12 protein-coding genes and 3 pseudogenes are annotated in these 18,908 nt (G+C 67.7%); 6 read left to right on the plus strand and 9 right to left on the minus strand.

What is annotated here, in order from left to right; translation table 11 throughout:
- Positions 1 to 660: pseudogene (locus ACF1AL_RS39215) on the minus strand (hypothetical protein); the annotation flags it as partial.
- A gap of 1,064 nt (positions 661 to 1,724) precedes the next feature.
- Here ACF1AL_RS39215 and ACF1AL_RS39220 point away from each other — a divergent pair.
- Complete coding sequence (locus tag ACF1AL_RS39220) at positions 1,725 to 1,865, plus strand: hypothetical protein (protein ID WP_391781347.1); 141 nt, start codon at positions 1,725 to 1,727, stop codon at positions 1,863 to 1,865.
- A 244-nt stretch (positions 1,866 to 2,109) separates the two neighbouring features.
- Here the strand turns inward: ACF1AL_RS39220 and ACF1AL_RS39225 are convergent, their stop codons facing one another.
- Positions 2,110 to 5,487, minus strand: coding sequence for a hypothetical protein (locus ACF1AL_RS39225; RefSeq protein WP_391781346.1), 3,378 nt, complete (start codon positions 5,485 to 5,487; stop codon positions 2,110 to 2,112).
- Between the two features lie 625 nt (positions 5,488 to 6,112).
- On the minus strand, positions 6,113 to 6,847 hold the full coding sequence (locus tag ACF1AL_RS39230) for a restriction endonuclease (RefSeq protein ID WP_391781345.1): 735 nt from the start codon (positions 6,845 to 6,847) through the stop codon (positions 6,113 to 6,115).
- Between the two features lie 141 nt (positions 6,848 to 6,988).
- On the opposite strand from ACF1AL_RS39230, the gene ACF1AL_RS39235 reads away from it, so the two are divergent.
- Positions 6,989 to 7,153 carry a hypothetical protein gene (locus tag ACF1AL_RS39235; protein WP_391781344.1) on the plus strand — a complete coding sequence of 55 codons (165 nt, stop codon included), beginning with the start codon at positions 6,989 to 6,991 and terminating at the stop codon, positions 7,151 to 7,153.
- Positions 7,154 to 7,535: 382 nt separating this feature from the next.
- On the opposite strand, the gene ACF1AL_RS39240 is transcribed toward ACF1AL_RS39235, so the two are convergent.
- From ACF1AL_RS39240 to ACF1AL_RS39250, 3 genes are all read right to left on the minus strand, one after another.
- On the minus strand, positions 7,536 to 7,670 hold the full coding sequence (locus tag ACF1AL_RS39240; protein WP_391781343.1) for a hypothetical protein: 135 nt from the start codon (positions 7,668 to 7,670) through the stop codon (positions 7,536 to 7,538).
- Positions 7,671 to 7,744: 74 nt separating this feature from the next.
- Complete coding sequence (locus ACF1AL_RS39245) at positions 7,745 to 8,107, minus strand: hypothetical protein (RefSeq protein WP_391781342.1); 363 nt, start codon at positions 8,105 to 8,107, stop codon at positions 7,745 to 7,747.
- Between the two features lie 225 nt (positions 8,108 to 8,332).
- A complete protein-coding gene (locus tag ACF1AL_RS39250; RefSeq protein WP_391781341.1) occupies positions 8,333 to 9,904 on the minus strand; it encodes a serine/threonine-protein kinase in 1,572 nt (523 codons plus the stop codon).
- A 210-nt stretch (positions 9,905 to 10,114) separates the two neighbouring features.
- Between ACF1AL_RS39250 and ACF1AL_RS39255 the strand changes: the two genes are divergently transcribed.
- The 4 genes and pseudogenes from ACF1AL_RS39255 to ACF1AL_RS39270 all read left to right on the plus strand — a co-directional run.
- Positions 10,115 to 10,285 carry a hypothetical protein gene (locus ACF1AL_RS39255; protein WP_391781340.1) on the plus strand — a complete coding sequence of 57 codons (171 nt, stop codon included), beginning with the start codon at positions 10,115 to 10,117 and terminating at the stop codon, positions 10,283 to 10,285.
- A gap of 430 nt (positions 10,286 to 10,715) precedes the next feature.
- A complete protein-coding gene (locus ACF1AL_RS39260; RefSeq protein ID WP_391781339.1) occupies positions 10,716 to 13,550 on the plus strand; it encodes a class I SAM-dependent DNA methyltransferase in 2,835 nt (944 codons plus the stop codon).
- Positions 13,551 to 13,676: 126 nt separating this feature from the next.
- Positions 13,677 to 13,862: a hypothetical protein gene (locus ACF1AL_RS39265; RefSeq protein WP_391781338.1), complete on the plus strand. Its 186-nt coding sequence runs from the start codon at positions 13,677 to 13,679 to the stop codon at positions 13,860 to 13,862.
- A 680-nt stretch (positions 13,863 to 14,542) separates the two neighbouring features.
- Positions 14,543 to 15,067 (plus strand): annotated as a pseudogene (locus tag ACF1AL_RS39270) (IS5 family transposase); the annotation flags it as partial.
- Positions 15,068 to 15,236: 169 nt separating this feature from the next.
- On the opposite strand, the gene ACF1AL_RS39275 reads toward ACF1AL_RS39270, so the two are convergent.
- The 3 genes and pseudogenes from ACF1AL_RS39275 to ACF1AL_RS39285 form a co-directional block, all read right to left on the minus strand.
- Positions 15,237 to 15,467: a hypothetical protein gene (locus ACF1AL_RS39275; protein WP_391781337.1), complete on the minus strand. Its 231-nt coding sequence runs from the start codon at positions 15,465 to 15,467 to the stop codon at positions 15,237 to 15,239.
- Positions 15,467 to 18,622, minus strand: coding sequence for an RHS repeat-associated core domain-containing protein (locus ACF1AL_RS39280; protein WP_391828804.1), 3,156 nt, complete (start codon positions 18,620 to 18,622; stop codon positions 15,467 to 15,469). Before ACF1AL_RS39280 ends, ACF1AL_RS39275 begins: the two co-directional genes overlap by 1 nt.
- An 84-nt stretch (positions 18,623 to 18,706) precedes the next feature.
- Positions 18,707 to 18,769, minus strand: a pseudogene (locus ACF1AL_RS39285) (hypothetical protein); the annotation flags it as partial.
- Between the last annotated feature and the right edge of the window lie 139 nt (positions 18,770 to 18,908).

Below are 18,908 nucleotides of genomic sequence, written 5' to 3' on the forward strand. Positions count from 1 at the left end.
CTCTGCGTGCTGATGGGCTTTGCGGGCCTCTTCCGAAGCGTCAGCGCGCTCCTGCAGGTCAGGGATTGCCTCCAGGCGCAGGGCCAGGGGGATGATCTGTGCGGCATGGGCGACGGCCCAGGTGTACTCGGTGCGGCGTGCACGGCGGGCGCGTGCGGCTTCCACACGTTCGGCCTGGGTCATCTCCTCGTCGCCTGGAGCCACGTCGGGGTCATCGCGTAGCTGGAGATAGCGGCGTTCGGCGGCCTGCCGGCTCTTGAGCTCCAGTGCGTCGGCGATGCGCCGCCAGGGAACTCTCAGCGTGCGGGCGGCGCCGATCAACCGCCGTTCGTCGACGAGGAACTTGTCCCGAAGCGTGCGGATGACCAGGAGGGCGGCGAGCACGCTGGTCTCGTCGAGGTCGGGGTCCTCGTAGAGGACGCGCTCGATCAACTCGTCGTACTTGGCGGCCACGCTGCCCAAGTCACGGTCGCTGATGGAGAACTCCCGGATGCTGGCCAGGGCTAACTCTCCGACCCATTCGTTCGGGTCACGCTCGCGCTGCGTGTGGAAAAGCTGCCAGGCAGCAGGGCGGCTGAACTCTTCAGGACGCTCTGAATGCGTCGTCCTGATGACGACACTCTTTGTCGTCCTACGGATGACATTTTTCTGCGACGACATAGCTGCACCTCGAATTTCAGGAAGTGTTGGTCAACGGGGCCCTTCCGGGCCGGCAGCCTCCCGGGCATGGGCCGCGGCGCGACGCCGCATGACACGGACGGCCGCCGCAGCCCCGGCACCGGTGGCCAGCACCAGCACGCCGGCAACGTACTGGAGCCACACCTCATGTAAAGCGCTCTGCATAGCAGGTCAACGCGCCTGCGGACGCCCCCGCACGCGCGGGTCTCCTCTCCACGAAGGCAAGGCTCTGGGCAGGGGTGCCACCACAGAGCTACGGTCGGGCCACAACAAGCCGCGGCCCGAGGCGGATACCGCTCGCACGCCCGCGCACGACGGGCGCACAAACAGCACGCGCTTCGCTATTCATAAGGCCACCTTCAACGACTCGGCAGCCGAATATGAAGAACGCTACCCTTCGCCACCCCGGCCAATGGGAAGGTGCCGACTTTCGCCACCCCAGGGGAAAGGATTCCGCTTTCAGGCGATCTCGAGCGGGCACCGAAGTTGAGCCGAGCCCAGGCCGATCCCTCTACCGTCATCTCCAAGATCAGCGACCGGGCAGGGTAGTCGGGCGGCAGACACGGCTGCAGGCCCTGCGCTTCCGGGCGAGCGCGATACAGGCTCCGAACATGACTGGGTCACGTCCACCGAGGTCCCACCCGGCTACCAGCAGACCCTGGAGAACCGCGGCGGCCAAGGACCCGGCCGAATCTCCCGTATGGACCCCACCCTCAGCCGGTCCGCGGCCAGTTCCCGACGTGGGACATCGGCCGGCAACGCGCATTCCGGCTCACCTACGCACATCCCCAAGCCGGCGGCGTGCTCCCTGCGGCGGCGTGCGGGGTGAACGTGCAGGGCGAGGATCTTACCGCGTGTGTGCGGGCCCAGTGCGCGGGCTGGGGCAGGTTGCTGCCCGCGCAGCTGTGGCAGCTGTCCGGTGTGCTCGGCCTGGAGCCACTGCCCGAAGACGAGGCAGCGCGGCCGGCCCGGCGCAGCCAGGACTAACGCTGGCCGCCAACCTCACTGCAGCCCGCCAGTTCCACGCCCGCGAAGGCCACCTGACCGTGCCCCGCAAGCACATCGAAGTCATCGACGGCATCGAGCACAAGCCCGGGGCATGGTTGGACAACACCCGCCGCCGAACCGACCGACTCTCGCCTGAACCCCGCACCGAACTCGACGCCCTCGACATGCGCTGGGAGTAGGCGTACGACGGCCAGTTAGCCGATGCGCGGCGGCACGCGAAGAGGCACCGGATCTTTTGGGCCGTCCCATACAACGCGGATCACAGAGGGCAGTGGCTCCTGCATTGCGACCATGAGGAAGTCGTATACCTCGCGACGGGCTGCCGGACCGGTGGGCGCCACTGCCGCGTGCCGGTCCGGCTGTCTTCACCCTGGTTCACGCGACGCCATCGCCTTCTTCCTCACCTGCCGCCTCTGTGCCTGGTTACGCGAACCAGCCCTCCACGTCCGCGATCAGGTGCACATTGCCTGCGTGGTTGTAGAAGGTCACCTTGCCGTCGACGACCGGCACGACGACCTGGTTCGGTACCGTCTGCCCGGCCAGGAAGTTCAGGCTCGACGTGGTGCCGTGGGGCGTGCCCGAAGGGTGGACGGTGACGTATCCGGTGGTCGTGGGGCCGGTGGCCGTGACGTTCAGGACGACGGCCGAGATTTTCGCGGGGACGGGGCCGGCTCCGGAGACCTGGAGGGTCACCGACTGGCCCGGACCCACGGTGCCGGCGCGGACGCCGTAGCCGCTGCGGGTGTCCATGAGCCTGCGCGCCTCGATGCCGGTGAAGGCGTCACTGTCACCGTCGGTGTAGTAGCCCACGACGTCGCCGACGAGATCGACGGAGCCGTAGTTGTTGGTGAGGGCGATCTGGCCGTTGACGACGGGTACGACGACGAGCCGGGCGACGGTTTGGCCGGCGGGCACGTTCAGATTGGAGGTGCCCGGGCGCGGGGTGCCGTCCGGGTAGGCGGTGATGACGGTGGAGTGGGAGGCGTTGGTCGCGGTCACGTTCATGACGACCGCGCTGACCCCGCTCGCCGGTACTCCCTTGACGCCCGTTACCTGCAGGCGGGCCGTGCTGCCGGAGCTCACCTTGGCGCGTGGCACGCCGAGGCCGGAGCGGGTGTCCATGAACCGGGTGGGTGTCAGCGGCTGGAATCCGGCGCCGCCCGTGTCCTGCGCGTAGTAGCCGGCGACGTCGGCGACGAGGTCGACCGTGCCGGCGGTGCTGGCCATCAGGTCCACTGTGCCGTTGACGACGGGCACGACCACGAGGTTCGACGTCGTCTGCCCGGCGGCGAAGTTGACCTGGGAGGCGTGGTTGGACTCGGCGGTGTTCGGGACGACGGAGACATGGCCCGGCTTGGTGGCGCCGGTGACTGTCACGTTCAGCACGACGCTGGTCGCCCCGGTCGCCGGTACGCCGCCGACGCCGGCGACCTTCAGGGAGATGCGCCGCCACGGGCCGACCTTGGACCGGGGCGCGCCGACTCCGGAGCGGGTGTCGAGAAGCCGTCGGGGCGCGAGCGGCCGGTAACGGGATGGGGAAGTTTCCAGGACGGTGTCGCTCGCGTCGAGCGTGCCGCTCGTCAGTCGGATGAAGCCGTCGCCGGGATCGGGCTCGACCTCGAGGTCGTAGGAGTAGCGGCCTGCCAGGACTCCGCGTCCGGCGTCGTCCCTGCCGTCCCACCGTGCCTGCACGGCGGCTCCGGGTCCGCCCGCGCCGCTCAGGGTCCGCACGATCCGGTCGGATCCGTCCCGCACGAGCACCCGCCAGCGGTCCACGGGCCGCGACAGGCGCCACAGGGCGTCCCAGGCGTTGTCCGCTGCGTAGGCCGCGGTGAAGCCCGCGTCGACTGAGGAGTCGAGGAGGGTGAGGCCCTGCGGTGTGATGGGGACACGCTTGACGTGGATGTTGTTGTCCGCGTCGATGAATGCCACGCCGCCGCCGAATTTGTCGACGCTCCAGTCGCTGCGCCATCCGGAGCCGGCCCGGTCCGTCACCCGGACGTCGGCGAAGTCGGTGGTCTGCCCGGTCGTCGCGTCCGTCAGGAGCAGCTTGCCGGCCGCGGTGTCCCGGCGTACGACATATCCGTCGCCGAGCGCCGCCTCGCCCGTCGGCACGGCGACACTCCGCTTCAGCTTTTGGTCGTACACCCCTGCCTTGGCGCCGCCCGCGCAGGCCCAGTACAGCCAGCGGCCGAGGGCCTGCAGTTCGCCGGGCACACAGCCCGAGCCGAGGTCGACGTCGGGAGTGGTCACCTTCGTGACCAGGTCGTAGGAGTTGACCTTGCCCGCCGCAGCGGCCGTCTTCCACAGCTTGGTTCCCCACAGCGCGGCGGCGCTGTGCGGCCGCTGGAGCACGATCCGGGAGCCGCTGCCGTCGCCGAAGTCGCCGACGTACTGGGTGGTCCCGTCGGAGGAGAGCGAGTAGCGGCCTGCGGCGTCGAGCAGCGAGGAGGAGGTGGGGAGCTCCACGTTGTAGTAGGAGTTCTCGGTGTGGGGCGAGTTGACCTCACGGCCCCGCCAGAGGGCGGTCTGTCCGTCGCCGAGCGACAGCGGCCCCTTAAGCCAGGCCTGTTTGTCCGACAGGGACCACGAGCGTGGTCTTGCCTCGCCGGGCGCGCGGGTGTCGACTTCGTACAGGGTGCGTCCTGGTCGTGAATCGCTGAAGTAGTTCACCCGCCCTCCGCCCACGGCCAGCCCGCTGTAGGTGGCGGGCATCTGCGGCACCTTCCGCACGGTCTCGAGGTGCGGTGCCCCGTCCTCGCCGAGCGCGACCCGGTGCACGGCCCAGTCCTGCCCACGGCTGCCGCCGACGGCGAGAACGCTGCCGTCGGGAGTGACGGTGAGGTTCCCCGCCGCGTGCGGGAGCAGCTCGCGGGCGGTGCCGCCGCCGATCGGTACGGCGAGGAGCTTCCCGCCCAGGCTGAAGCTTCCCGAGTAAGGGTCGCCGTCGTGGCGCACGAGGATCCAGTCGCCGAGTACGGCGGACTTCGACGAGGCCGCGTCGTTGATGCCTTTGGGTGGCAGCGGGGTGGTCACTGCGGGAGCCGAGGGATGGTCGCGTGGGACGGTCAGGACCGTGTCGTTCGACTGCTCGACGAGGAGCCGGTCGTGTCCGAGGCTGCGGTAGTTGGTGGGTGTCACCGTCAGCGTGGGTGTGAGGGTTGCCGTCGCGTAGTCGAGAAGGTAGGAGGAGTAAGGGCCGCCGGCCACGGCCTGTGTCGTCACCAGCGCGCCTTGCAGGTCCTGGGCGAAGACACTGAGCGTGGCGACGGGTTCCCGCAGGCCGGTCACCGGTTGCTCGGTGACCTGTTCGTCCCCGGCCGCGTGCAGCAGCTGCAGCCCGTCGTACTTCCCGTCGGCCGTCTTCGTGGCGGTGACCACCGTGTCCGCCGTGAAGGCGCGCATCCACGTCCGGTCGGGCGGCAAGGACAGCGTGGAGGTGGTCGTGCCGGTGGCGAGGTCGGTGACGGTCACCCTTGCCGTCTCGCGGTCGTAGTGGCCCAGAAGACCGGAGTGGTGGGCAGAGCTTGCGGTGAGGTAGGTCGGGGGCAGAGGGCTGTCCGCTCCCGTCGCGAGGTCCGTCCAGGCAAGGGGCTTGCCCTCCTGCTGGTGGACGTAGCCGGTGGCGCCGGCGTGATCGATGATCTCGAGGCGAGGCGTGTACCGGCCCGGGTCCGCAAGGACCACCTCGTCGGGGGTCGGCGCGGGTGTCGAGGGCGGGTCCTCGGCGATGGCCGGCCCGGTCGCGGTGATGCTCAGACCGCCGGTCGTGGCCAGGACGACAGCGGTGGCAAGCGCCACACGCGAGCGTGCCGCTCGGCGCGTCGCGAAAGACATACGGAGCATCGGTTTCGTCCCCTCCCTCGGTGCGGGAGAAGACCGGGCCCCGTCGCTGCGATGAGCGCCGAGCCGTCGAATGTCATCCCCCGTGGCGCGCGATCTTAGCCGAAGGGGCGGGGGCTCGCCGCACCTGGCGACGACGACTCCCGCGTCTGACACGCCGGTACATGTGTCGGTGCGTACAAACCGCCGGCCGGTGGTCCAAGGTGTGCCGGCACCATGCGGCCCAAGTGGTCGGCGTGCCGGAGCCGCCCTTTCCAACCGCCCGACGGGTCAGCGATCCGGGTTGACGCCGTTGGAGACGGACTTCACGCGGGCGATCTGGACCTTCGCCGCGTACAACGGTACGGCTGGTCCATAGTCGGCCAGCAGGGTCCCTGCCTGGTGTATGCCAACTTTCTGCAATCCGCGCAAGAGGCACTGGGCGTCGCACCCGGCCTCGGCATCGACGCCTTCCACGAGCCCGGAACCAAGCCGTAAGTCTGAGCAACGCCGGCATCGGCTCGCTCATCGCCCCGGTCGGCCCGGTGATCTGGTTGGCGTCCGGCTAGGTGGCAACGTTCGTCCGTGTGGCTAACGGCAGCGGTCATGAGAGGGTCGACGGCCGCCGCGGCGGGGGCACGGCGTGTAGCAGTTCCCACAGCGGTCGTGTGCCTGCGGTCCAGTCGGTGAGTATGCGGCGGTCGACGGGGTGGATGTGTTGCTGGTGGGTGAAGTCCTGGCCGGGCTGGGTGATGCGGCCGTTGGTGACCATGACGACGACGTCGGCGTGGTGGACGGGTCGGGTGGTGCCGTTGAGGATCTGGAGTTCGGGGGTGCCGACGGCGGCGCCCCGGTCGCCGTTGCGGCGGTGCTTGCACTGGATGACCCATAGTCGGCCGTAGGGGTCGGTGGCTTTCACGTCGGCGCCGAGGTCTCCTTGGCCGCCGACCTGGACGGCGTCCGCGCAGCCGTCGCGGCGCATCAGGTCGCGTATCGCGTATTCGAAGTCCCGGTGGCCGAGCGCGTCCAGCTGCGTCAGACCGTAGCGCAGGGCCTGGCGGCGTACCTGCTCCCACTGGGCTTGCTGCGCCCTGCGTTGCCACCAGACCACTCCCGCGAGGACCGCCACGGCGGCAGCCAGGGCCAGCAGCCACCAGTGCGCGAGCAGCCACTGCACGACGGCGACGACCAGAGTGATCCCGGCGAGTGCGGCCACGCCGAGAACGAGGATCTGCGACTCCTGCTGCCGGCGCCGATGTGCCGAGGTGGACGTGCGGCGCGGGCGCCGAGCCGGGGCGCGGCGGGCTGAGGGGCGGCGGGTGACTGAGCGGCGGGTCACCGGCCGGAGCCCATCGTGGAGAAGTCGATGGGGTACGACACGGTCGGCCGGGGCACGACCGGCCTTCGCGCTGGAGTGTCGAACTTGATCGGATAGGACACGGTGGGCTGCGGCCGTGCCCGACCCGCCCTGCCCGCGGTCGTGTCCTCGAACCGGATCGGATACTTCACCGCCGGCTCCGGCCGCATCGTGCCGCCTTCCGCGCTGCCCGCCGATGTGGTGCCCCCACCCACTCCGATCACGGCCACCGCGACCACCGCTAACAGCGTCATCTCCCGGCTCGCGCCCGGCGCCCACCGCGAGTAGCCACGCACCCGTGTCCCGTCCGAACGCACATAGTCCCTGACCCAAGGCACAGCTCTTCCCCCTCCTCGAAGCATGCCTGCTCGACCGACCATGCTGACAGGCACCACTGACAACGGATCAGCGAATATCGACGCCAACTTCCCTAAGACCGCGAAGACGTGACGAAAACCAGCCATCAAGGGAGCCTGCCGGCGGACGGCTGCCATCGGATCCTTGCCGGCGCGCCCGCTCCGGTGCCGTGAGCAGACAGCAGGTGCTCAGAGACAGGCAAGTAGGGCCGCATGGGATTGCGGCGCACGGAAAGGGTCGCGCGGCCTCGCGTGGGCGATACCGGCTCGCGGGTAGCTGGCTGCAGCCGGCGGCATGCCCTGAAAGAGGCGAGTCAGGGCACCAGCGGGTTCTCCCGGGTGAGCTCAATGGTGTGCATGCGCCGCCGCAGTTGCGCAGGCAGGGAGGGGAGATCGTTGTCGACGATGATGACCTGGTGGGCGCGGGAGGTGGAGATGTGCTCGAGCAAGTGTGTATACAGTCGGCCGATGAGCTGCTGATCTTGGTGCCCGTATCCGACGTTCTTGCGGGGTGAGTCGATGATCAGCAGTGCGGGAAGCTCTGTGGCTCCGGTGAGCAGAAGGCGTAACTGAGGAACGTCATCCGGTAGGCGACATTGATGGCGGTGCGTACCCCGTGACCCACCTTCGTCAGCTTGCCCGACCTCACCTTGGGCAGCAGCGAGCTGGCGTCGATTCGAGTACTTGGCTCACCGGGGAGGTTCAGCCCGTCGATGATCGCCCGGAACTGCTCTTCGATCTCCCCCAGCGTCACCTGCCGTCCCGCCAGAAGCCTTTTGCGTGTCTTGATGTCCTCCCGTACCCCGTGCAGCTCCTCCTGTGCCGTGCGCAGCGCCTGCCGCAGTTCCGCCAGGCGCTGGTGCGGTTCCAGCTGGCGCTCCAGCATGCTGCTGCGGGCGCTGGCGTGAGCGGCCGAGAGCTGCTCGATCTGCCCGGCCAGGGGGCTGATTTCCTGGCGGGTTTGCTCCTCGAGCTCTGAACGGGCTTGGGCCAGCGCGTTCTGGGCTTCGCCCAGTGGCTTGGCAGCTTCGCCCCGAACGCAGCTCAGCCGTGATCAGGGCTGCCTCGGCGGCCCGCAGCGCCTCAGTCCGAATCCCTTGGCACTTGCGGGTCAGGCGCCAGTGTGTTCGGTGAGGCAGACGTACTGCGGGGGTTCCTGGTCACCGAGGCTGCTGTAGTCCAAAACGGCCGGGTAGGTCAGGCGGGTTCCGGGGTAGAGAGGGGTGCAGTCCTGCTCGGTTTCGTAGAACACGACTGTTTCGTCACCCTGTACATCGGGGATGCCGGCGGAGTTCACTAGGTTGGCGCCGCACTGGTAGCCGGGGGCGTTCATCAGTAGCACGCCGTCCCGGTGGGTCCCGTTGCCGCTGCCGGTCCAGGCGACGCAGTACAGGACTCCTGGGTCTCCGCCTGTGGACGGCTCGGAGATGATGTTCACCCTTTGCAGGGTGGGCAGGCCTCCGCACAGGCTGTTGATGTCCTTGACGTAGTACGGAGATCCGACGGTGCAGATGTCCTTCTTGGGCTTGCAGTCCGCTTCGCCCTGGGCGGTCTTGTAGGTGACCGGCAGGCACTGGGCGGCCGCGGTCGCCGCTGGGGTCTTTACCTGTCCGGTTTGCGGAGTGTCTGCTGCCCGGGAGGCGGTGACCGCTGCGGGGCGTCCGTCGGGGGTAGTGGTGGCGGAGGCCGTCGTGTTCGCCCCTGCATGTGTGGTGCCCGGCTGTCCGTCCTGGTGGTATTCGGTGATCAGGTAGGTGCCGGCGGCGGCCACAGCGAAACCGGTGGCGACGGCCGCGGTGCCGAGCCAGAGGCGGCGGCGGCCGCCCCGACGCCTGGCCAGTGTCCAGGCCGGGTCGTCCTCGGATGCGGGCAGGCCTTCCCATCCGGCCGTCACCAGGTCACCCACCAGGGTCGGCGCAGTGGCCCCGGGCTGCAGGACCTGGGTGCTCTGGGCGGCGAGCAGCGCTGCGCTCCGCCCGGCCAGCGCGGCGGCTGTGGGTCTCTCCTGCGGGGCTTTGGCCAGGGCGGACGTCACCAGGGTCAGGAGGTCGTTGGGGATTCCGGCTAGGTCGGGGTCGGCGGACATGACCCGGGCTGCGACCGCGTCCGGTGCGCCGGTGCCGAACGGCAGGCGTCCGGTGGCAGCATAGGCGACCAGTGCTCCCCAGGCGAAGACGTCTCCGGCCGGTCCCACGGCGCCGGTGCGGTAGCCCTCGGGGCTGATCCAGCCCGTGGTGCCGGTCATCACGCCGGTGCGGGTGACCGAGGTGCCGTCCAGGGCGTGGGCGATGCCGAAGTCGACCATCCGCGGCCCGTCGGGGGCCAGGATGACGTTTCCTGGCTTCACATCGCGGTGCACCACCCCGGCTGCGTGGACGGCGGCCAGTGCGGCCGCGCTGCCGGCCGCTAGTGCGTAGAGCGGGGCCCCGGAGAGCGGGCCATGTGCGGCGAGGTGCTCGCCGAGCGTGGGGCCGGGGACGTACGGGGTGGCCAGCCAGGGATCGGGCGCGCTCGGGTCCGCGGCGAGCAGCGGCACTAGGCAGGGACCCGTGACCCGCCGGGACAGCTCGACTTCCCGTTTGAACCGTGCCCGGAATTCATCGTCGCCGGCTTGCGCGGGGTGGACGACCTTGACCGCCACCCGCCGGCCGTCGGGATCCAGGGCCGCATGGACTGTTCCCATACCGCCCGACCCCAGCCGCCCGATGACCCGGTACGGACCGATCCGACGCGGATCACCAGGCCGCGCAGAATGAATACGCGTGGACAACGACGCCCCCCACAGGCAAGAACACCCCAACCCCGCCGGTCAGAACGCAACTCTCTCACGTCACCTGCGGGACCATCAGCCAGACGACCGACCAGGGCGGCCTGCTGCAAGGAGCACCCGGCGATGACGGGCATCGACACAGGCGGCCGCGACCGCCTCGCACTGGCGGTACTGACCCAGCACCGGATGGCCACCACCGAACAGATGCACCTGATCCTCGCCCCCGACGTGCGCATCGAACAGACCAGGCGAGCGGGCCCGGATCTGCGGTCTTGGACGCGGGCGTGGGTGTAGAGGTCGATGGCGTCGGTGAGGTGGTCCCCTTCGTCGCCGTCCAGGCCTGCGGGGCGGGGGGCCCAGGACGATGGGGGCCGGCGCGGTGGTGGCGGCGGTAGTCACTGATGGCGGTCAGGAGCCTGGTGTAGGCGTGCTGCTCGTGCATCCAGGCTTTGGGCAGCGGTTCCCCAGCGAGCACGGCGGCCAGTGCGCACCGTGCCATCGGCGCGTCGAGTGCGCCACAGGAGACAGGGCCGACGCCGAAGGGGTACACGCAGGGCCAGGTGGCCTCGGTCGTGATTGCCGCCGCCTCAGCCACCTCGACGCACCTCCGCCTACCGACCCTCTGCCCGATACGGACACCTGCTCAGCCACTTTCGGTAGGTTGACACCCCTGGCAACACACAGCGTCCCCGGCAGCGGGCGCAGGCCGACGGACGGGGACTTCATGACGGACGAGCAGCAGGCGGTCGACCGACACCTTTGGCAGCTCTTCGACTCCCTGCGGGACCACTTGTCCGTCAATGACCTGGTTGACATGCTGCTGTGTAACGCCGTCGCCTGGAAGGCCCTGTCAACGGGCCTGCCGACGCCTGCAATCGACGAACTGCAGAGTGCCGGCCAGCGCATGCGCGGCCGCGTCCCAGCTCTGGCTTCCATGCTGGAAAGCGAAGATCGGGTCCTGAACACCTACACACTGGGGCAGATCCGCCAATATGTGCGAACGTTGTTGCGCCCGGTCGACCAGCACTCCGAGTTCGCCACCTCAGCGTCCCTGGTGAAGGTCGCCACGACCGCCTTGACGGCGTACGAGCCGGCAGGCCGGACGGCTGCGCTGCACCTGTACGATCCCGCCTGCGGTTCCGCCACGCTGGCGCTCGATGCAGCGGGAACGCTGGCAGCCCAAGCTGGCGCATTGGTCAGCGTCGCCGGTCAGGACATCAACCTCTCCAGCGTCCAACGCGCGCAGGCGCACGCATTCCTCGCGGACGCGGACGCAACCTTCAGCCGGGCAGACTCCTTGGAGGAAGACGCCTTCCCCGGCCGCCGGTTCGACTACACGGTCGCCGAGATCCCGTACAACATGTCATGGCGAGACAGGCTCGACTCCTGCCGGGCTGAGGCCGCGCGGCCAGAGGGACGGTTCCCTGCCGGGCTGCCCCAACCTGACAATGCCTCCCTTTTGTTCGCCCAGATCGTGGTCAGCAAGCTCCGGGAGCCGGCCGACGGCGGCGGCCGAGGCATCATGTTCACCGCGACCGCTCCGCTACTGGATGCGGGTGGCAGCGCCATTCGCACCTGGCTGCTCGAGCAGGATCTGCTGGAGGCCGTTGTCGCTCTGCCCGAAGGGCTCAGCGCGCACACGCACATCCGGCTGTTCGCCCTGGTCTTCTCTAACGTCAAGGCCAAAGCGCGAAGGCACAAAGTGCAGTTCATCGACCTGCGCGGCTTCTATGAGGACGCCACGTCCTCACGCCGACTTGAGCGTCGCGTGATCAGTGAAGCAGCCCTCGAGGAGCTGTCCCGCAGTCTGAAGCAGCCCAAGCCGACGGCCTATAGCAGGGCCGTGCCGGCCAAGGATCTCTCCTTCCGCCGGGTCAGCGTCGCCCACCCCGTCACAGCGCCCTCGGACAGGCCCGAACGGCGTCACGCACCGCAGCTGACCATGCTGCTGCCAACTGCAGCCTCCACCGAAGCCTGGCGCGATGCCCGCTACACCATGACGCCGCCGAACGTGCAGGACGTGGCGAACTCCCAGATCACTAGGCTCGACGTGGACCGCATCTTTGGGACGGGCAAACCGCCGCGCGCCCTGCGCGAGCTGACCCGCCACCACTGGAAGACCGCCCGGCTCACCGAGGTCACCGAGCACGTCTGCTACGTCCCGTCGGCCAAAGCGGCCGAGCGTGCGGCTCTGCTGGCGGCAGCCGCGGGGCAGCAGGCGCTCATCCTCCCTGTCGAACCGCATCTCGACGCAGTCACCGGGGACCCGGGCGAAGTGGCACCCCACAACCGCATCCTCGTCCTGCGGGCCAGAGACACACACGTCGAAGCCGAATACCTCGCGGGCTGGCTCAATTCCCCACTGGGTCGACGACTACGCTCCGCAGCGATTGGATCCGGCAGCGACGGCTACGTCAGCCCGCGCGCCATCAATCTCCACCAGGCATGGCGCATCGCGGACGAGATCCTCGTCGCGGTGCCGGAACTGGCTGTCCAGCACGACATGGCCCGCACGGAACGGGCCCTGGCCGCCGCCCGCCGCCACCTCGCCGACTCGCACAGAGAACTGTGGAACGACCCCCGGCGGCGCTCAGACATCTACCGGGAGGCCAGCCGTCTCATCCCGTCGGCGGATTTGGGCGAATGGGCGGCAAGCCTCCCCTTCCCCATAGCCAGCGCCCTGTGGGCCTACCAGTCCAAGGGTGAGGGCAACCTCCACGCCCGGCATGCGCAGATGTTCCACTTCTGGGACGCCGTGATCGAGTTCCACGCCACGGTCGTGCTGTCCGCACTGCTCCAGGACCGCTCACTTCTAGAGCAGGAACTGCCCGGTCTTGCCGCGCAGTTCCAGCAAGTGGGGCTCTCCCCACAGCGGGCATCTCTTGGCGTCTGGCACATCGTGCTGCAGCGCCTGGCGAAGCGGTACCGCACGGCGCTGACCGGAGCTGACACGGACGAGCAGGCCCGTGTGCAGGCGGCCTTTGCGGACGCGCCCGCGGATTTCTTGGAGACACTCCTCAGCACTGAGCTGACGAACCTGTTCGGAGAGGTCATCCACCTGCGCAACACCTGGAGCGGCCACTCCGGTGCGACGAGCGAGGAGACTCTCAGGGAGCAGCTCGCCACCCTGACCGGTCACATGCACACCCTACGCAACCTGATCGGTGCCGGCTGGCAGGACTTCCCTCTCGTGCGCGCCGGCGGCGCCCGCGTCAGAAACGGGGTCTTCCACCACGATGTGGACCTAGCCATGGGGGCGAACACCCCCTTCCGCCAAGAACGCGTTCCCAGCACCTCGGCCTTGGAGGAGGACGGCCTGTACCTGGTCTCCCGCGAGGGCGGCAGCGCATTGCCACTGGCGCCACTGGTCGAACTGCTACCGGCTGCATTCGGAGCGAACAGTGACTGCTACTTCTACAACCGTCTGCAGGGCGACGGCATCAGATTCGTGGCTTACCACGAAGCCACGGCCTCCGAGGACGTCAAGGAAACCAGGCCCGCCGCCGACCTCGTCGCGTCTTTGGCTTCTGGTACCCCGGCCTTTAGCCAAAGCTCGTAACAAAGGCGTCGGACGTGTCGGTGGGTCATCAGGAGGTCGCGAGACCCGCCGGAGAACGGGAAGGACTGTAGGAGGCGGCACTGCAACGCAATGTCAACACACGTCATCAAGACCAAAATGACCACCATGGCCCTTACGGCGATCGTCGCCCCCGGCACCGCCGTCGCCGCCGTCCCGGCCTCGGCCGCCACTGCCAGGGCCGCGCCGACGCGTTGCCACACCGCCGACCTGAAGGCCGGTTTCGCCAGCGGGGACGACGCGAAGCCGGAGATGGGGCGGACCGGGAAGCAGACGCAGGCCTTCCCGAGGTGACGAGACGCGCCCAGACCTGCGTTTGCTCGTCACGTCACCTCACTGCGCATCCCCCCCGGCGCCGGGTCGCGGTGATCGTGGCGATGACGGTGAACACGCCGGTGATGGTGGCCCCGATGATGGCGTCCCCATCTCCCCCTTGCTCAGTGGCGCCGAGTTGCGCCGGGAGAGACCATCGCACCCCTCGGACTGGTGCACAAAGCGCTTCTACGCAGGTGGGAGCGCTGCAGGACAAAGGTGCGGGCGGCGGGCGCCGGATGTTCCACGTAGGCTTTCGCGGTCTTTCCGTACAGGAATTCGCGCTGAAAACGTGCAGCTCTCCCCCGCTGCGAGACCCCCCTCGGGGAACCTTCATCCCCTATAGCACCGCACCGGTGCCCGCCCCTACATAGTTTCCGCTCGGGCCCCTGGCACATTTCGGGGGCTCTCTCCTCGCATGGCGTCGGATAGACGTGGTCTGCCCCCTGCCGTACGCCGGGTGCGCTCTCTGCGGTAGGCGCCGAGTAGCCCACGACGCTGCCCCGCCCGCGCCTACGGTCCGCGCCCATGGTTCCGACACTTCACCGCCACGGTGCCGGTGAGGCCGTCCAGGTGCTGAACGGCTGCAGCGGTAGTGGGCCGGGTGCGAGCGGAGGTGGACTGGCTGGTCGCCCTGGACTCCCGGTCGTCAGGGCCCATCAGCACACCGCAGCCAAACGGGGCTCGAGGAACGCGGCCTCGGACACTCCCGCGACGGGCTGACCAGCAAGATCCACCTGGCCTGTGACGGGCAGGGCCGGCCGTTGTCCTTCACGGTCACGGCCGGCACCCGCAACGACTGCACCCAGGCCGAAGCGGTCATCGACGCCATTCGCGTCACCCGGCCCGGACCGGGACGACCTCGCGTCCGCCCGGAGCGAGTGGTCGCCGAAAAGGGCTACTCGGCCCGCACCTTCCGCGCCTACCTGCGCCGACGCGGAATCAAGGCGACCATCCCGGAACGCGTTGACCAGCTCGCAGGCCGACGCCGGCGCCGTGAACGGCCCTGTGGCTTCGACAGAGCCGTCTACCGGCGCCGCAATGTCGTCGAGCGCTGCTTCCACCGCCTCACGCAGTGGCGCGGCATCGCCACCCGCTACGAAAAACAGCCCAGCCGCTGCCTCGCCGCCATCACCCTGGCCAGCGCACTCATCTGGCTCGAGACGTGGCGACAAGACGCTACCTAGCAACAGCAACCCTCGACCGGGGTGGCCACATGCCCGGGTCCTGGTCCGTCTTCACCGGTTCCTCCGTATCTGGTACACGAGGGCTCAACCGATGGTTTCGTGTCGGGTCTGCCCACCGGTCCAGGCAGGACAGGTGTGGTGTCGACCGAGAGGTTGCATACACACCGCCCTATAGAGCAATTGGTTTATAGGTCAGTGCGGCGTCGACGATTTGCTCAGCGGTTGCACCCTCGCGCAATCCCTCAACCTCAGGATGGTATATGAGGTTCAGTACTCGCGGATGGACTACGTTCGCTTCGAGAATTTCGATCAGCTGATCGTCATCATCTTCGGTCCCCTCTGCGTCCATGATTCTGTTCACAAGATCGACAAGTTGCTCGCGAGTCAGGCTCATCACCATCACCCCGAATGGTAGGTCGGATCCAGCACTTCATCATGGTACCTGGGGGTGACCACTATGAGGTTGTCCAGATCATAGACACCCCCGCCATGCTGAATCGGCGTTATGTGATGCAGATTATACCTGTTGTTTTTTCCTATCTCTTGCCCCTTAGGGACGATTGGCGCTTTCCCCTTGGCCATGAGGGTCCTGTTCGAAGGACTGAACTGATTCGCCAATTCCGGAACACCGGCAACCTCCTGCCAAAACGCTTTTCGAAATTCACCGAACGAGGTGAACTCGCGCCCGGCAAGACGTTTAGCCACCTGTCCAGGAATTTTGCCAGCGTTCCCGCTGTTACCTCGAAGCCACGGCCCAGTAACATCCCTGGCAAGGGCTCCTCCGGTCACAGCACCTGCCGAATTCCGCAGCTCAGTCGCACTCCGAGTACCGGTGATAGCCAGGCGGTCTTCTGCTATATGGACAAAGCCAAATACTACGCTAGCCGCCCAAGTGGCACCACCGGAAGAATAAGCCGCACCTGCTACATCACATGCCTCTTGCGCATTATGGATCGTGCAGTTGTAGTAGTCATCGACCACCGTCATCTCGGCGAGGCCGTGTCTGGCCTGCGCTCGAAATTGCTCGTCACAACCGGCGCTTACTGATACGCCGCACATGTTGCTGGTAAACGGATTTCCTGGGTCCTGAGGTCCCTTTGACAGCAGTCCACAGGCGTCCATGCACCAGTCGTTGCTGTCGCTCCCAGTGTCCGTTTCTCCTGCACTGGTTGTGGCGGCCGTTCCTCCGCATGTGTAGTAGCAGCCGCCATGCCCCGTTCCACCCGGCGGTACGCCAGGTGTAGGGCTTGCAGGGCCGGCAGCGACCCCTGGAGGGGCGGGCTCGTTATGGCCGGTGCCGTCGTCGAGCCACATTCCGGTTGGGTCACTTGAGGTGACGGGCGTGTTGTTGGCGTAGGCGTAGCCGTTGAGCGACTGGTGCTGTGTGGTGTCGAGGACCGGGTCGACGCTGATGAATTGCCCGACAGTCGGGTCGTATTCGCGGGCACCGATGTGGGTAAGCGCGGTGGAGTCGTCTACCGGCTTGCCGAGGAAGGCTTTGTCGTCGGGCCAGTTCGTGGCCTTCGCGCCTCTGGGTGCGCCGAAGGGGGTGGTGTAGCGCTTGGTGAGGGCGTACGTGCCGGCTGCCATGGCAACGTTAGAGGTGCCATGGTGGTCGGCGGCCAGGAAGGTGAGCTTGGTACCGGATACGCCTGCGGTGGCTGTGCGGACCGCGATGGTTTGGCCGCTCGCGGTGTAGTACCGACTACCGGTCAGGGTTTTGGTGGTGCCCTTGACTGTCAGACGGACCTCGGTGTTTCCGACGTAGAGGACGGTGTCGCCGCCGCCCTTGGCTCTGCGGATGAGCAGTTCGCCGTCGGCGTCGTAGAGGTAGTTCGTCTCCTTGGTGCTTTCCGTGAGCTTGGCGAGCTCGCCTTCACTGTTCCAGGTCAGCGTCTGTTGGGCCGTGGGGCCGGGGCGGGAAGTGGTGTTGCCAGCTGCGTCGTAGGCGTATGTGCTGGCGTAGACGCCGGTCGTCTTGTCGAGGGTGTGCGGCTTGGTGTCTGCGGGGTCGTCGTAGGTGTAGGTGGTCGTCTGGTCGCCGGTGGAGGTGTGCTGTGTCTCCGTCTTGCGCTGGCCGCCCTGGGTGTAGGTGTATGACGTCCAGTAAGGCGCTGCGCCGTCAATGTTGCTGGTGGTGCGACCGGTGCTGCCGCAGTCGGCGGTTTTGGGTGTCCAGGCTTCGGTCAGGCGGCGGTGGCCGTCGTAGGTGAAGCACTGGTAGTCGGGCTTGCTTGTGCCTCCGAGGGTGGTGTTGTCGAAGATGGAAGTGACGTTGCCGGCGTCGTCCTGGGTGAAGTTCAGATCCTGCAGCGGGTAGCTCTGCGCGTCCGTTCTCACGTAGGACTGCTTCAGGCGGCGCGTGCCGGCTTCGTAGACGTACTTGAGGTGGGCCTTCTGAGCGCTGCTGGTGCTGTCGGTGCCGATGATGAGCTCGGTCGCCTGGCCGAGGGGGTCGTAGGTGGCTCCGAGCTGGTATCCGGTGAGGCCGGTGGATGTGGTTTGGAGGCCGACGCCTGTGTAGTTGTAGGTGTACTTGACGATTTCGCTGGGAAGGCCCGCTGCTGCGGGGCTGCCGGCCTGATTGACGGTGCCGTCGAGGAGGTAGCTGGCGGTTGTGGTCAGGGTTGTGGGCAGGCCGGCTGCCACAAGAGGATCGGTGCTGGGCAGGATGAGGCTGCTGCTGGTGGCTCGGTAGAGGGCGTCGCGGCTGTTGACCTTCTTGGTGTAGGCCTTGCCGGTGGTGCCGGATCCGCCTTCGTAGCGGATGGCCGTGTCCTGCTGGCCCTTGAGGAGCTTGTCGTACTCCCAGGCAGCGAGCTGGTGGTCAGGGTCCTTGACGCCGTCCCACAGACCGGTCTTGCGGCCAAGAGAGTCGTAGGCGGTGATGAGCGTCTTGTTACGGCCGACATCGGTGATGCTGTCCGCTTGGTCGAGCTCGTTGTAGTGGGTGGTGGACTTGCCCTTGTCGGGGTCGGTCGAGGAGGTCTGTCGGCCGAACAGGTCGTAGCCGTAGGACCAGGTGGCCTTGTCCGGGCCGGTGATCGTCTCCTGCTTGCCCGCCGGGGTGTAGGTGTAGGCGGTGGTGGTGTAGTCGCTGCCGGTGGGCTGCGGTCCGCCGTACTCGCGGCGTTCGGTGACCTGGCCCAGGGCGTTGGTGACGGTGGCGGTGGCCTGACCGCCGGCGGGTGCGGTTGTCGTTACGGTGTCGCCGAAGTACGCGGTGTCGATCGTCCAGCGGACCACGTTGCGGGTCTTGGTTATCGCCCGCACTGCGCGCCCCGCACCGTCGTAGACGGTGTCGGTCTGGATGGGCGGCTGCCCGCCGTCGATCTCCACCGGGTTACCCGACGGCTGTCGGTCGCTTGCCCAGATGTCAGCTTGTGAGGAGACCGCCAGGCCGCGCGAGTCGTACAGCGTCTGCCCGATGATCGTCCCGCCACCGGGTGAGGGGGCCTGGGTCTGCCTGGGGCGCAGCAGGGAGTCGTAGAGCGTGTAGCTGGTGTTGTAGCCGGATCCGTCGCCCTTGAGGGTGGCCGTGGACACCCAGGGCATGGCCGAGCTGGTGGTGTTGTAGGTGAAGACGTAGTTCGGTGACCGGTTGAGGACCCTGAGCTGGTTGGGCAGCCACACCTTGGTCGTGCGCCCGAGGGCGTCGTACTCCGTCTCGGTCACCTTGCCATTTGGATCTGTGACCTTGGTCGGAGACCCAAAGGCAAAGTCGACGAGGGTTGTAGTCGCGTGCTCTAGGTCGTGTCCGCAAAGTGGTGGGCTCGTTGGTCTGTTCGTGGTGCGTCGTCATGAGCTGACAGATGAGTCGTGGGCGGTGATCGAGCCGTTG

It is taken from the genome of Streptomyces sp. NPDC014801 (genome assembly GCF_043082085.1).
In the GTDB taxonomy this organism is placed as follows: Bacteria; Actinomycetota; Actinomycetes; order Streptomycetales; family Streptomycetaceae; genus Streptomyces.